We start from the raw sequence: 15,530 nt of genomic DNA, 5'->3' as shown, positions 1-15,530 counted from the left end.
GTCTCCCTCCAAAACAAATTCTGATCAATTCAGACTGTAACAATTGCAATTTTTAGGCACCGGGCGAACGGTAAAACCTCCGCCCCGTACCATCATCAATTTCCTAATTTCAGTTGACGAGTTCCTGTAGGAAGCGTTTGGCGCTCATTCCCGCCGCTCTCTCCATTAGGTGAGGCTAACAGGTGGTTGGCCTCACCCAGGATGCCGTTCTGTGGGGCGCTCAGCCTTAGAGTGTATAGCGGAACGTCAAGATACCAGTGACCTTCACCGGTGTGTTGTTGAGCAGTGTCGGTTTAAACTTCCAACGACGAGCAGCACTCAGCGCAGATTGTTGCAACAAGGCGTGCCCACTGACACACCGGGCGGCAATGACGTCTCCATTTTCGGAAATGGTAATTTCAACCACGACGTCACCAGCCACGCGGGCTGAGCGAGCCAGCGGCGGATAATCGGGCGTGATACGACTGCTGGCATTTCCACGGATAACGCCTTCACTCCGACGGACCACTGATGGGGGCGGCGGTGGATCTGGCGGTCGTGGCGGCGGCGGTGCTGGGCGAGCATTTGAACCGTCACCATCCCCGAAATCACCATCACCATCGCCAAAGCCGCCAAGTCCCGTGGCTGGGCCAGCCGGGCCGGACGGACCAGCCGGACCGGTTGCGTTTGGATCATATGCCACAATCTGTTTGGGGGGTGATGGGGTGGTGTCAATTACCTTGGGGGCTTCTTTGGGTGCAGCAAAAACAGGGGCAACGACGGGTACAGCCTTGGGCTGTACTTTCGGCTTGGGCCCGCTGGCAACCGGTGGCGGAGCACCACCTGAAAAAGAGACGTCAATCTCAATTTTGGAGAGCTGTTCATCCAGTTGAGCATTGAAATAGAGGACCCCAGCGACCAATGCTCCCAGGAAAACCAGTGTCCAAATGGCAAATGTGACCGCAATAAACGTGGCGTTCCGTTTTGCCTCCGGACGATGCGACGTTGATTCAACCAGGTTATTGAACATAGTAATTTGGCCTACTTTCCCTCCCTCGAATATTCACGCCGAAGGTCTGTGAAGTGCCTTGTGCCTGCCCCACACGTTGTGCAATGAACCTGAAGACCGTACGCTCAAACCAACTTCCAATTCCATCGGAGGCTGCGCCAGAAAACACTTTGGCTTGACCAAGCAGCCCTTATTTCCCGAGCTAGTTCGTCTTGACAACAAGTGAGAAAATCCGTGGTGGAAGCGTATTACTGGATTGAGCGTGGAGTTCTCCCGAGCAGTTCTCAGGTCCTTAACTTCGTGTGTGATTTGATTGTGTTGATTGTTGTGACAGGCTTGTGACGCACAGAGATTACCGTTCACCTACAAGCCAAGTCAAGCACTTTTCTCAGATACCGACGTTATCGAGTGATTCAAAATCCAGAAATTGAGTCGGTTTACGACTCATATTTCAACTTCACTCTTCCCCCCATTTGACACCCTGTTTCTGGCTTTGTTCCGACTTTTTTTGGGGTTTCGGAATTTTTTTTCCACATGGCGACGCCGGTGTTTGGGACAGGCAGGCATGAGAAAAGCCACTTACGAAAAGATACGCTTTTCGCAAGTGGCTTTCTCGTCATCTCGGTCAGCGGCACATGGCCGGTTACCGGGCTGGTGCCGATTTGGCCGTGGTTTTTGATTCAACCTTTACCGCATTTGACTCACCGGCTCCCTTTTTTTTCAAGGCTTTCTTCTCAGTTTCTTGCTGCTGACGTTGGCCTTCTTCACGACGCTTCCACCAGATCATAATTGGGCTGGCCACGGCGATGGAGGAGTATGTCCCAATTAAAATCCCAATCACCAGCACCAGTGAAAAGCTCTTGAGGACTTCCCCGCCGAACAGGAGCAAGGCCACAACCGAAAGGAACGTTAATCCTGAGGCAATGATGGTTCGGGACAGTGTCTGGTTAAGCGCGTCGTTGGTTACTTTGACCAAATCTTCACGCCGTCGGACCTTCAATGTTTCCCGGATTCGGTCAAAAATCACGATGGTATCGTTCATCGAATACCCAATCAGCGTCAAAATAGCCGCGATAAAGGTCAACGAGATTTCCCACTGAAACAGAGAAAACATCCCCAGGGTAACAATCACATCGTGCAGAGTGGCCACAATCGCCGCCACGCCGTAAATCCACTCAAAGCGGAAGGCAATAAACACAAGCATCCCGAGGCATGAAACCAGCGTCACCAACACGGCCCGGCGTTGCAAATCCTGCCCGACTTGTGGCCCCACGTTTTCAAACCCAATCAGGCTAAATTCGCCGGCATAAAAGAACTTGGGAAGGGCTTCGCGGAATTTGGCATCAAAGCCGTCCACGGGAATCTGGTTCAATTCGGTGATCAACCCGGCTGGAGCACTGGTTCGGTAGCGAATCACGCTTTCAGCAAACCGGTTGTATTCTTTTTCAGCATCCCCAGGTGGAAGGTTGGTCCTGAAAGAAAGCGGGTCTTTCTCCAACAAAATGATGGCAATTTCCCGGGCACCACCATTATTGAGATTGGTGAGCCCGGCTGGCGGCGCTGCTTGAGGGTAGTGCTTTTCCAGTGCTTCGATAATTTTATCTTTCGGAATATCGGGCACCGTCACGATCATTTCATGCCGAGGAGCCCCCTGGCCAATCCGCTGACCTGACCTTTGGAGTGTAATTTTATCGCCGGCAATCCCTACCTTTTCCAGTGCTACCCGAATGCGATCTTCACTGGGGTCGGATTTAAATCGAACGGTCGCTTTTGAACCGCCGGCAAAATCGACACCCAGGTTAAACCCACGAGTGACCATCGAAATGATCCCGGCAAGCGATAGAATCACAGAAAAAGCAATGAAGTACTTGGCTTTGCCAAGAAAGTCGTAATTGGGGTTCTTAAAAATCTCAATCATAGCTGTATGAAGTAGTTGGTGGTCTGGTCAGGGTTCAGGGTTCAGGGTTCAGGGTTTCAATTATTGAAAGAGTTAGAGTTCCTCAAAACCCTGAACCCAATTGGTTGTTAGATGCTCAAGCTGGTCACACGTTCTTTTCGCGTCAGCACATAGCCAAACATCGTTCGGGACACAAAAGTGGCGGTAAACAAGTTGGCAAGCAACCCAATGATGAGCGTGATGGCAAAACCACGAATCGGCCCAGTTCCAAAGATGAACAAGAAGGTGGATGACACAATTGTGGTCACGTGGGTGTCAATGATGGTTATGAACGCTTTGGCAAATCCGGTTTCAACTGCGGAGACAACCGCCTTCCCAAGTTTGAGTTCTTCGCGAATGCGCTCAAAAATCAGCACGTTGGAGTCAACCGCCATCCCAATCGTCAAGATGATCCCGGCAATTCCAGGCAAGGTCAAGGTGGCACCAAACATCGCCAGCACCGCAATCAACATAATCAGATTTAAAACCAGCGACACAATGGCGTTCAGGCCAGAAAACTGGTAGTAAATCCCCATAAAAATCATAATGAAGATCAGTCCAGCCACCGACGCCAGCACACCGCTTCGGATTGAATCTGCTCCGAGTGACGGGCCAACGGTGCGTTCTTCAATGTAGTCAACCCGTGCCGGAAGGGCGCCCGAGCGGAGCACCAACGCCAGGTCTTCACCCGATGTCTTGGTAAAGTTGCCGGTAATTTCACCGGAATCACTGATCTCAGAGCGAATTGATGGGGCTGACTTCACCCGGTTGTTGAGCACAATCGCCAGATTTTTGCCAATGTTGGCGCCGGTCCAGGTCTTAAACTTCTCAGCGCCCGCCTGTTTGAGTCGGAAATTGATTTTATAGTCCTTGCCGGATGTATCAGCCGGAATGGCAAGCGCGTCGCGAATGTCGCCTCCGGTGATGACGTTCTTTTTGGCAATCAGCACATACACGGCGGGTTTTGACGGGTCAGGCGTGGCCGGAGTGGCAGCCTCTTCGGTTTCGTCATCCCCGCGTTCATCGTAGGGGAGCGGTTCAAACTCATTGCCTTCGCTATCTTTTTTTCCAGCCGCCGCTTTTTGGGCTTCTTCAAGGGAAGGATAGGTCTGGAAAGGCGAATCCGTGGGGCGAAGTTCAAGCTTGGATTCCAGAACCAGCGTCTTTTTGACACGTTCCGGATCATCCACCCCAGGCAGTTGCAACAGAATCTGGTAAGAATTTTGCCGTCCGTACCGCTGTAAACTTTGTTCCGCCACGCCAAAGGCATTGATTCGATTCTCAATGATCGTCATGGCCTGGGTCACGGATTGTTCACGGATGGCTTCAGCCGCCGATTCGTTGAGCGTAAAGGTGACGGTGCTGCCACTGATCGAGGACGCCCATTCCTGTTTATCAAGATCCAGGCGGAGTTCGGTTTCGGCTTCCTGGGCGCGGGCGGCATCAGAAATCGTGACTGAAATCTGGCCAGGTCGGCTACTGCTGGCATTGGCAACCGTAATTCCCTTCTTTTGAAGGCGAGTTTTGGCGGCTTCAATATTGTTCGTGGTCACCTGAGCAATGACTTCTTCGGCCCGGACCTGCATCAGCAACTGAGAGCCGCCTTTCAAGTCAAGTCCAAGTTTAAGATTGTTCGCCAGGTTGGTTTTGACCTGTGACCAGGAGGTAAAATCCTTCATGGTTGGTCGGCGATAGCCAATCAGGGTCAGGTACAGACAGATACCCGTGACGGATAAAATCAGGACGGCACGCTGGAGCAAATTCTTACGCATTCTCTCAATCCTCATGAAAACGTCCACGACTTCAGCCAGGCTTGCCCTCCTCAGGACAGGTCAGAACCTGAAACCGTGAATCTAAAAATCGAAGCTTATTTCTCGGATTTCTCTTGCTGCAGGGCGGTGATGGCGTTCCGAACAACCTCAACTCGCACAGAAGGAGCAATCTGCAATTGAACGGTATTGTCCTTTGGGCTGACACTCATCACCGTGCCAAGCAACCCGCCAAGGGCAATCACTTTGTCACCGCTTTTGAGGCTGTCGAGCATTTCCTGGTGTTTCTGCTGCTGCTTGCGTTGGGGCAGGATGACGAGCAGAAAGAAAATGCCGATGACGATAATGATGGGCAAGAAGGCACTCAGCGCACTGCCGCCGCTATTTTGTAGAAACAAAAGAAGTTCTAAATGCATTGCAACTCAAAAAGAAACACCGCAGGGCAAAGCTCAACGCTGGCGCATTGGCGCTTCACTCAAACCTTGTGCTTATTCTCCTGACGTGAGGTTACGGAGCAGAGATGTCCGAAATTCCGAGAACAGACCAGACCGGATAGATTGCCTTATGCTCCGCATAGTGTCAAGGTAGAAGTGGATATTGTGGTAAGTACACAGGATCGAGGCCAGAATCTCACCGGTTCGATACAGGTGGTGAACATAGGCACGTGAATAGCGCTGACATACCCGACAGGCGCAGTTTGGGTCAATCGGCCCCTCTTCGCGGATGTGAGTGGCATTCTTAATATTGACCTTTCCTCGTGACGTAAAGACCTGTCCGTTTCGGGCATTGCGGGTTGGCATTACACAATCAAACATATCCACCCCACGCGCGACACATTCGACCAGATCCTCGGGGGTTCCGACACCCATCAAATAGCGAGGCTTGTCGGCTGGTAATCGAGGGGCAATAAACTCAGTCGTATCATACATTTGCTCTTTTGACTCGCCAACACTCAGACCGCCGATGGCATAGCCTTCAAACCCGATTTCAACCAGACTTTCCAACGAACGCAACCGCAAGTCAGGATGAACCCCACCCTGTACAATCCCAAACAGAACCTGGCGTTCACGGTCAGCCAGACGATCAAAAGCCTGGCGTGAACGTCTGGCCCAGCGGGCGGTCAATTCAAGAGAGGCGACAACCTGTTCACGGGTGGCGGGATAGGGCGTGCATTCATCAAACGCCATCACAATGTTTGAGCCAAGCGCCGCCTGGATCTCCATTGATTTTTCAGGACTGAGCAGATGTCGAGACCCGTCAAGGTGTGATTGAAACATCACCCCTTCCTCGGTAATTTTGCGCAGTTTCCCGAGCGAAAAAACCTGAAAACCACCGCTATCAGTTAAAATCGAGCGGTTCCAACTCATAAAAGAATGCAGCCCGCCCAGTTCACGCACGACGGCGTGTCCGGGACGCAGGTACAAATGATAGGTATTGCCGAGCAGGATTCGCACATCCATTTCTTCAAGCATATCCTGGGTCAGGGCTTTGACGCTTCCCAGGGTACCAACCGGCATAAACACCGGGGTTTCAATTTCACTGGCGGCGGTCCGGAGAATTCCAGCCCGGGCATTGGTCTGTGTATCTTGAGCAAGCAGTTCAAACTGAATCGACATGATAATAAGGAGAGAATTATTCGAGATTCATCACAAACGAAACACGATATCCTGAACTGTCGTTTGGTGGCAACATTATCCTTCCTGTTTCAAATCAGCTTCCGAATCACGATTCGTTTTTATCAGGCATTCCAAAAAGGAATTGACGAGAGGTTTTTATGCGTGTGTCACGTCTGCTCCAGTTATCGCTTGGAATTTGGTTTGCACTCTGTGTGTCACTTCCGTACCTGGCCCAAAGCCCACTTTCATCCCGTCCACAAGTCGAATCCGCCAACTCTGACACCATTTTGCGGGTCAATTCCGAACTGGTTTCGGTGGATGTAACCGTGGTGGATGAGAAGGGAGACTATGTCCACGGCCTCAGCGCGACTGACTTTTCACTGTTTGAAGACGGCAAACCTTGCCCGATTGAATTTTTTCAGCCGAATTCAACTCAGGGGCCGCGCCTGGTCTCCATGGTCTTCGCCATTGACTTTTCAGGAAGCGTGACCCGTGAAGAAGCAACCACCCAACAACGGGCACTCAGTTCCTTTTTGAATGACCAAAATCCGAATTCCCTCTTTGCCATGATTGGATTTAATGACGAGGTCAATGTCCTTGAAAACTTTACCAAAGACCGGAAGCGGCTCCTGCGAGCCGTTGAAAAACAAAAGGAATATGGCGGGTCAACCCGCATTTATGATGCCATTGATCGGGCGATCACCCTGCTCAAAAAGTCACCTCGAAAATATGGCGAGCGACTGTTTCGCCGCTGCATCGTGGTCCTGACCGATGGTTTTGACAGCAGCAGCATGGTGAATTCCCGTGAAGTTATTCGCCGGGCAACCGAAGAAGGAATCAGCATTTATACGGTGACGGTTCCCTCCTACACGGTCAGCCTCAATGGACGCCAGCGTGTCCCGACCCTGCTGGATGCAACACGGATTGCAGCTTCAACCGGGGGGCGCGATTTTTGTGTTGAAGAAGGGTTTGACTATACCAGCGCGTTCCGTGCGATTTCCGCCGAAGTCATTGAAAGCTATACGATTGCCTACCAGCCGTCCCCCGAATCCGCAACTCCACAATTTCGGAAGCTAAGCGTGACGACTCGCCACCCTCATCTCACACTCCGGCTGAGCCGTCAGGGATTTACAAAGTGACAAGGTGACCGGGTGACTAGTTACCCAGTCACCCGGTCACCTTGTCACCCAGTCACCTTGTCACCCAGTCACCCGGTCATTTTGTCACTCAGTCACCCGGTCAGATTGTCATTTTGCCCGAAGTACAATCTCACGCTTGCGACTTGTCTTCACCCCGGCGAATATGACAAATTATGGATGCACGCCATCTAAACGCTCTTCCAGGTCAATTCACACAGGAAGTCCCTCAGATTAAACTAAGGATAGTTCATATATGGAGAAGAAGGTACTCGACCGCATTCTCACCATGGCCGTCAAAAGCGGCGTTTCGGATATTCACTTTCAAGCTGGAAGCGTTCCTTTGTTTCGGTACAACGGTGCTCTGATGGATGTGAAATATGACATGCTGACACCGCGCGATACCGAAGCGATTGCCCGAATCATTCTCCGCATGGATCGCCTGCACGATTACGACGATTTTATTGAGCGTGATGTCTCGTATGGGGTTGAAGGTGCAGGTCGCTTCCGGGCCAACATTTTCAAACAACGCGGTAGTTTTGGTATTGTGCTCCGGGCGATTCCGATTGAGCCACGCACCATTGACCAGCTCAATCTGCCTCCCACGCTGGTTCAAATTGCGGATTTGGCTCGTGGGTTGATCCTGGTGACTGGGGCCACTGGAAATGGGAAGTCCACCACGATGGCGGGAATGATTGAGCACATCAATCGGACCCGGAAAGTTCACGTCGTCACGATTGAAGATCCGATTGAAGTCCTCTACCAAAACAACAAAGGCGTCATCACCCAGCGCGAAATCGGTCAGGATACAAAATCGTTCAGCACGGCCATGCACTCCGCGCTTCGACAGGACCCAGACGTGGTGTTGCTGGGTGAAATTCGTGACTCCGAGACCTTTGACACGGCCCTTTCAGCCGCCGAAACCGGACATCTGGTTCTGAGCGCCATTCACACCACCGATGCTCCAAAAACCATTAACCGAATCGTCGGGTTTTATCCAATCAGCGAACAAGCAACGGTTCGTGCCCGGCTGACGGAAAATATGGCTGCGATTGTCTCGCTCCGACTGTTGCCAATGAAGAATGGCCAGGGACGGATTCCAGCGGTTGAGATCATGCGCATGTCCCCGGCGATTCAGGACTGTGTCCGCAATCCGGAAAAAGCGTCTGAAATCCCAGGATTGATTGCTCGAAGCAAGGATCACTACGGAATGCAAACCTTTGACCAGCACCTGGTCATGCTCTATCGCGAAGGGAAAATCAGCCTTGAAATCGCCCGGGCGGCTGCCACCAGCCGAAGCGAATTTGAGCGTGCGATTACCCTTGAAGGCGCTTAGGGTTGAAGAATTGAGAATGAAGAATGTGCTTAGTAGTGGTGAGTGATTAGTAGTGGTGAGTGGTGAGTGGTTAGTGATTAGTAGTGGTTAGTGATTAGTGGCTAGTGATTAGTGATTAGAAATCAACACCTTCCAAGAACTAACCACTAGCCACTCACCACTCATTGGTTTCTTCATTCTTCATTCGCAATTCTTCATTCAAGCGGTTCTTCCTATGGCAGATGGAAATTTACAAGTTGAGCCGTCCGGATCAGGGTTCAACACCTCACACCTCACACCTCTCGTTCCTCTTGCTCCCACTCATCACCCTCCACAAATTACACTGAGCGATCTGGCCCTGACCTTTAGCCTGCTTGGCATGACGTGCTTTGGCGGCGGTGCCGTGATGGGTTTGATTCAAGACAAAGTTGTGCGAGTGAAACAATGGATTTCCAATCAGGAATTTATTGAGTCAGTTGCCCTTGGTCAGAGCCTCCCTGGTCCAATCGGCCCAAATGCCATTGCGCACATTGGCTTTCGCTTACAGGGAATACCTGGAGCACTGGTTTCGCTGGTGATGTTTATCCTACCGTCCTTTTTACTGATGGTTGGATTTTCGATTGCCTACGGATACACCAAGAATATCCCAGCCGTCGGTTATCTTTTCTTCGGATTAAACCCAGCCGTCACTGGTTTGGTCGCTGGAACCGCAATCCGGCTTGGCACATCCGCCCTCCAAACCCGATATCAACTGGCTCAAGCCCTGGCAGTTTATGGAATCGCGGTGGCATTTCCCAGTCTGGTGTTTCCAATTATTTTTCTGTCGCTTGCCGGAGGCGCCATATGGGGGTTTACATCGCTGGAAACGCCCACGCCTGAACCCACCTCCATCATCAACCCGCAGCCGGCGCCACGCTTTCATAAAATCGTTTGGGTGATCGGATTCACAGGGGTTGGATTGATTTTTCTTGCATTCGTGGGATTTGGAGGGTACGCCCTGGCCAATAATATTTCGATGGCCGACTCATTTCGGCGATTTTCAACCTGGGTGTTTCATCACCGACTGGTGTCTCTGGCTCTTATGGCGCTTAAACTTGGAGCGTTTACTTTTGGTGGGGGCTATGTGATGGTGCCATTGATGGAGCATGAAGTTGTCACCAACCACCAGTGGCTTTCGCATCATGAATTTATGGACGGCATGGCTTTGGGACAGCTCACGCCCGGCCCGGTTGTCATTACGGTCACTTTTATTGGATATCGGGTCGCCGGATTTCCAGGTGCCCTGCTTGCGACCATCGGTGTTTTTGTCATGCCTTTTTTCTTCACGGTGTGGGCGGGCAAATCGCTTGAGATTTTTCACCAAAATCGGCTCGTTCGTGGAGCGCTGGCTGGGGTCACGCCAACGGCAATTGCCTTACTGGCGGCAGCAGCCACCAGCCTTGGGCTGACAGCTTTGGTTGGACCGCCTCTTTCGCAACTGGTGGTTCTTTCCATCATTGCGCTTAGTGCTGCAATCTTTGTAAGATGCAAGTTCAATCCTCTTTATATTTTAATTGCGGCAACTGGACTTGGTTGGTTTTTTGCCCCTTAAAAATCTGGTACCTCACGGTTGCTTCTTTGGGTTGGGCTGGCTTGTGGCCCCTCATTCTTGATGGCTGGCTCTGCTTCAATTGACTGCCGGTCAACAGTCACAGACCTCGATTCCCCAATCCCAATCACCTGCCCTCCCTGTGAGATCATCATTATGGCTTCCTATAAAACCACGATCATTGACACATCAACTATTGTTGTTGAGCGCGAAGTACTCCAGGATTTCAAGGCGGCATCTTCCCAGGAGTGGCTCGACACCAACGGCATTGGCGGGTTTGCATCAGGTACGCTGGCAAGAGTGCGAACCCGGCGCTACCACGGTTTGTTATTTGCAGCCACCAAACCTCCAGTGGTTCGAAAACTCCTGCTCAATGCGTTTGAATCATCAGTCAAGATTGATGGAAAACGCTATGAAACCTCGACCAATCAGTACCCGGATACAGTCTATCCAGCCGGCTACAAATACCTGGTGCGGTTTCGAAACACGCCCTGGCCAACCTGGACCTATCGGCTGGGTGAGGTTGAGATCGAAGCCTGTCTGTGGATGGTGCAGGGGGAAAACACCACGGTGGTTGAATATCGGCTGACGTCTCCCCCGGATGTGCCGGTGGTGCTTGAATTACGCCCGATTCTGGCCTTTCGTGACTATCACAGCCTGACCTTTGAGAATCCTCAGCTCGAAAAAAAGGTTGGGGTTGATCAAGGACTCATCACCCTCACCCCCTACTCTGACATGCCGGCGCTGTATCTGGCCCACAACGCCACCGAGGTCTCGCTTGAAGGTTTTTGGTATCGCCGGTTCCAATATCGAGAGGAATTAGCTCGGGGGAGCGATTTTCAAGAAGACGGATATTCACCGCTGGTCTTTAGTTTTCATCTCAACTTTGGCCCAGCGGTGGTTATTGCCTCAACCCATCCGCATCAGATTCAAGAGTGGGAAAGTTTGCATGACCAGGAAATGGTGCGCCGCTTCGGAGTTCCAACTTCGGTGCTCTCATCAGGCGTTCAAGCCGACGCCAAAGTCCGCCCACTCGACGCTTCAATGCCGGAAAACCGTGCTCAGCGAGCCGCAACCCTCTCGGCTGACCCTCTGATTCGCCCGCTGGCTACAGCAACTTCGCCTTTTATTGTGTCGCGAGGAAATCAGTTAGAGACAGTCATCGCCGGGTATCCGTGGTTTACCGATTGGGGACGCGACACCTTTATTTCGTTGACCGGATTGACCCTGGTGACCGGGCGATATGCGACAGCCCGCAATATTTTGAAAGCTTTTGCCGAAGTTGAACAAAATGGACTCATTCCGAATCGGTTCCAGGATGGAGATGCCGTGCCGGAATACAACACCATTGACGGGACGCTCTGGTTTGTCTATGCCGTTGGACGCTATCTGGACTACACCAACGACCTCACGTTTGTCGCCGAGGAACTCTATCCGACGCTGCAAAACATTTTCCGGAATCACCTTGCGGGTACCAATTACAACATTCATGCGACTGAGGACGGGTTGCTCTATGGCGGTCAGGACGGCGTCCAACTCACCTGGATGGATGCCAAAATCGGCGATTGGGTCGTCACCCCTCGGATTGGAAAGCCGGTTGAAATCCAGGCCCTCTGGTATAACGGCCTGCGAGTGGCGGCTTCGATTGCCGAAGCCCTTGGCGATACGGAAACAGCGGCGAAATACACGGCTATCGCCAGCCAGGCCAAAGCCAGCTTTGCGGAAAAGTTCTGGAATCAGTCGCGCAAATGTCTGTTTGATGTGGTCACCGATCACCAATCTGACCCGGCACTGCGCCCCAATCAAGTCTATGCCATGAGTTTGCCCTACCCAATTTTTGATGATGCCGAACGTTGCCTTCAGGCCCTGACTCAGGTTGAGCGGGAACTCTTGACCCCCGTTGGGCTCCGTTCATTGGGCCCCAAAGAAGCTGGCTACACTGGTCGCTATGAAGGCGATCAACGAAAACGGGATGCCGCCTATCATCAAGGAACAGTTTGGCCATTTCTGATGGGAGGGTTTGTTTCCGCCTGGGTTCGAAATCACCCGAATCAACCTGAAGCGGCTCCCCAGGCCCGCCAGTGGCTCTCGGGATTTGAAACCCACCTCAAAGAAGCCGGGATTGGCAGCATTTCAGAAATATTTGACGGCGACATCCCACACACACCTCGGGGTTGTATTGCCCAGGCATGGAGCGTGGCTGAAATTTACCGGTGTCTGGTCGAAGACATTTATGGAAATTGCCCGCCAGTATGGGGAATGAAGCCGAATGAAGAAAGTGGTGAGTGGCTAGTGGTTAGTGGTTAGTTCCTGGTTTTTGTTTTTTTAGTTTTTGGCTCCTGGTTCCTGGTTCTTCTTCGAAAGTATTGATTTCTAACCACTAACCACTAACCACTAACCACATTCTTCATTCTTCATTCTTCATTCCGCCTTTTCCTTGGAGCGATCAATGACAAATCACAAAACACAGCGAATGGCAATCATCATTTTGCTACTCACCGCCGTTGCGCTTGCTGTTATCTGGTTTCAGAAAAATAACCAGAACGGATCTGCGCCAGCCGAATCTGACTCATCCGCTACCACACCTGGCATTGACCCGAAAGCCAAACAATTGTTTGGTGAAATGACGACGGCGTATCAAAAACTCGGGTCATTTTCAGTTACCATCACAACTGATGTGACTGATTCGACGAACGCCGACCTGCCAACGGTTCGAAATTCATTTACTTCAGAAATCTTGCTGCGTCGGCCAGATCAGGCGGTGGTCAAGATTAAAGGGAAAGAGTCTGAAACCCAGGTGGTTGGCGATGGGAAGTTTCTGTACGGAATGAAAGGTGATACCCCAAACCAGTTTATCAAAGAAGCAACACCAAAAATGGAAGGTGGGAATGGTGTCCTGGCGGCAATCATGTTTGCCAATCAACTTTCAGGCGAAGGCAACGTCGGGCCATCCCCGTTTGTGCTGGCCGGACTGGATTTGATGCAGGGGCTGTCGGAACAAATGAAGTCACTCTCCTTTGGCCCATCCACGACGATTGACGGGGTTCCGGCCAAAACCATTATTGCCGTTCAATCTTCGGCGGAAGGTGAATCAAAACTCACCTTTGTGATTGCCGAGTCTGATCGCCTGCTCCGCCAGGTCATGTTTGAACACTCAGTTCAGGGCCGGGTCGCGGGTCAGATGACCGAGACCTATACCCGGCTTCAACCAGGCGCTGCAACGACGGAACAAACGTTTTCATTTACGCCACCGGCTGGAGCCCAACAAGTTGCCGCGGTTCAGGCACTTCAAGATTCGAAATATAAACCCGGTACCGCTCCGATTCCGATCAACGCCACTGATCTGGCTGGCAACCCGGTTTCACTTGATCAATTCAAAGGCAAGGTTGTCCTGCTTGATTTTTGGGCAACCTGGTGTGCCCCCTGTCGGGCGGAACTCCCAAATGTCATTGCCGCTTACAACAAGTATCAAAAACAAGGGTTTGAGGTCCTCGGCATTTCCCTGGATAATGCCAATGCCCAAACAGCCCTGACCCAATTTATCAAAGAAAATAAAATGCCCTGGCGCCAAATTTATGAAGGCAAAGGTTGGGAGGGAACGATTTCAACCCAATATCAGGTCCGAAGCATCCCGTTCACCCTGCTTTTGGGCCGAGATGGAAAAATTGCAGCGGTGAACGTTCGGGGTGCAACGCTTGAACCTGCCATTCAACAGGCACTGGCCCAAAAGAGTTGAGTGGTTAGTGGTTAGTGGTTAGAAATCAATACTTTCGAAGAAACACCAAACACCAGGCACCAAACACCAAACACCAAGTCCCAAAGTATTTCGCGGGTTTTTGTTTTTAATCAAAGGAGCACTTTTCACCATGGTATCGTTCGTTTCACATCGTCTTCACCGCTGGCTGACCCTGGCCGTTTGTGTTGTATTGACCACAACGACCGCAATTTATGCCCAAACGGAGGAGAAAAAACCGACTCCGCCAAACATTGATCCCCAGGCACAAGTTGTGCTGAATCAAATGAATGAGGCATATAAGGTTCTCAATTCCCTGTCAGTGACGATTCAAGTTCAGAGTAAAGGCGAAAAAGCCGAAAATTCCACACTCGCTATTTCCTATAAACGCCCCAACCAGGTTGCCGCCACATTGACCAATGCCAAAGGCGAATCAAAAGCCGTGTCTGATGGCACGAATTATTTCTTTTACTCCCCAAGTAAAAAAGACGAATTTGTGAAAGGGCCGGCTCCAACTGACAAGGGAGCGCTCATGCAGATCACCAGCAATCTGGCCCCAGATGGTGCCCTCAGTCCCTATATCGTGACTGGCTCAGGTGTGTTGAACAACATTCTGAACCTGGCCGAATCGGTTGTCTTGGGTGAGAGTCAAAATCTAAATGGCACTGCAGTTGATGTGGTCAAAGCCAAATTAAAGCAACCAGTCGGGGTGCTCGTGTTTTATGTGGGGAAGGCAGATCATTTTCTGTACCAGCTCGATGTTGAGGTAACCTTTGGCAGCAATGCCATTTCGCTGGTTGAAACTCATTCCAACATCAAACCCAATGCGGTACTCACTGAAACGGCCTTTGCCTTTACTCCACCAGCCGGTGCCAAAGAAGTCGCACCGGAAAAAGAACCGGCCTACTATGACGAATCACTCAAAGCGGGTGGTGAAATCAAGCTCGCCGCCGCCAAAGACATGGTGGGCAAAGAGTTAGTGCTCGACCAGTACAAAGGCAAAGTAGTCCTGCTGGATTTCTGGGCCACCTGGTGCGGTCCTTGCCGGGCTGAAATCCCGAATTTGGTGGAAACCTATCAAAAACTCCATCCAAAAGGGTTTGAAATTGTGAGCGTTTCACTCGATGAAGCCAACGCCAAAACCAAGCTGCTCGAAGTCATCAAGGACAGTAAAATGAACTGGCGACACGTCTTTGACGGCAAAGCCTGGAAGGGTGATTTGGCAATCCAGTTCAAAATTCGGGCGATTCCCTTCACCTTGTTGATCGGGAAGGATGGCAAAATCGCAGCGGTTAATGTACGCGGTGAAGAGCTGGAACCGGAAGTCACCAAGGCGCTGGGACTCTAGTCTTATCGGGCTGAAGAAGTCGGGCTGAAGAATAACGGGCTGAAGAAATTTGATTGGTTTGATTCTTCATTCTTCATTCGGCTTTGCGCTTCATTCTTCAT

Annotated in this window: 11 protein-coding genes; 6 read left to right on the top strand and 5 right to left on the bottom strand. The window is 51.2% G+C overall.

Annotation, left to right across the window (positions count from 1 at the left end; all coding sequences use genetic code 11):
• Nucleotides 1–226: 226 nt before the first annotated feature.
• The 5 genes from HY774_13565 to tgt form a co-directional block, all read right to left on the bottom strand.
• On the bottom strand, nucleotides 227–1,009 hold the full coding sequence (locus HY774_13565) for an energy transducer TonB (protein MBI4749512.1): 783 nt from the start codon (nucleotides 1,007–1,009) through the stop codon (nucleotides 227–229).
• A 622-nt stretch (nucleotides 1,010–1,631) separates the two neighbouring features.
• Nucleotides 1,632–2,807, bottom strand: coding sequence for a protein translocase subunit SecF (gene secF / locus HY774_13560; GenBank protein ID MBI4749511.1), 1,176 nt, complete (start codon nucleotides 2,805–2,807; stop codon nucleotides 1,632–1,634).
• Nucleotides 2,808–3,013: 206 nt separating this feature from the next.
• A complete protein-coding gene (gene secD, locus HY774_13555; GenBank protein MBI4749510.1) occupies nucleotides 3,014–4,696 on the bottom strand; it encodes a protein translocase subunit SecD in 1,683 nt (560 codons plus the stop codon).
• A gap of 95 nt (nucleotides 4,697–4,791) precedes the next feature.
• Nucleotides 4,792–5,109 (bottom strand): preprotein translocase subunit YajC, encoded by a 318-nt coding sequence (yajC, locus tag HY774_13550; GenBank protein MBI4749509.1) that lies wholly within the window; start codon nucleotides 5,107–5,109, stop codon nucleotides 4,792–4,794.
• A gap of 72 nt (nucleotides 5,110–5,181) precedes the next feature.
• Entirely contained in the window at nucleotides 5,182–6,309 is a 1,128-nt protein-coding gene (gene tgt / locus HY774_13545; protein ID MBI4749508.1) for a tRNA guanosine(34) transglycosylase Tgt, read from the bottom strand.
• A gap of 158 nt (nucleotides 6,310–6,467) precedes the next feature.
• On the opposite strand from tgt, the gene HY774_13540 reads away from it, so the two are divergent.
• The 6 genes from HY774_13540 (at nucleotide 6,468) to HY774_13515 (ending at nucleotide 15,429) form a co-directional block, all read left to right on the top strand.
• Complete coding sequence (locus HY774_13540; protein MBI4749507.1) at nucleotides 6,468–7,448, top strand: VWA domain-containing protein; 981 nt, start codon at nucleotides 6,468–6,470, stop codon at nucleotides 7,446–7,448.
• Nucleotides 7,449–7,701: 253 nt separating this feature from the next.
• The gene (locus tag HY774_13535; protein ID MBI4749506.1) at nucleotides 7,702–8,781 is read left to right on the top strand and encodes a PilT/PilU family type 4a pilus ATPase; all 1,080 of its coding nucleotides are present in this window, start codon (nucleotides 7,702–7,704) and stop codon (nucleotides 8,779–8,781) included.
• Nucleotides 8,782–8,995: 214 nt separating this feature from the next.
• The gene (gene chrA / locus HY774_13530) at nucleotides 8,996–10,351 is read left to right on the top strand and encodes a chromate efflux transporter (GenBank protein MBI4749505.1); all 1,356 of its coding nucleotides are present in this window, start codon (nucleotides 8,996–8,998) and stop codon (nucleotides 10,349–10,351) included.
• Nucleotides 10,352–10,504: 153 nt separating this feature from the next.
• Complete coding sequence (locus tag HY774_13525) at nucleotides 10,505–12,655, top strand: glycogen debranching enzyme family protein (protein MBI4749504.1); 2,151 nt, start codon at nucleotides 10,505–10,507, stop codon at nucleotides 12,653–12,655.
• A 142-nt stretch (nucleotides 12,656–12,797) separates the two neighbouring features.
• Entirely contained in the window at nucleotides 12,798–14,084 is a 1,287-nt protein-coding gene (locus HY774_13520; protein ID MBI4749503.1) for a redoxin domain-containing protein, read from the top strand.
• A 130-nt stretch (nucleotides 14,085–14,214) separates the two neighbouring features.
• Nucleotides 14,215–15,429 carry a redoxin domain-containing protein gene (locus tag HY774_13515; protein MBI4749502.1) on the top strand — a complete coding sequence of 405 codons (1,215 nt, stop codon included), beginning with the start codon at nucleotides 14,215–14,217 and terminating at the stop codon, nucleotides 15,427–15,429.
• Nucleotides 15,430–15,530: the final 101 nt, after the last annotated feature.

The sequence above is a fragment of the Acidobacteriota bacterium genome, from assembly GCA_016208495.1.
Classification (GTDB): Bacteria; Acidobacteriota; Blastocatellia; order Chloracidobacteriales; family Chloracidobacteriaceae; genus JACQXX01.
This window is presented reverse-complemented; position numbering and strand designations above follow the sequence as displayed.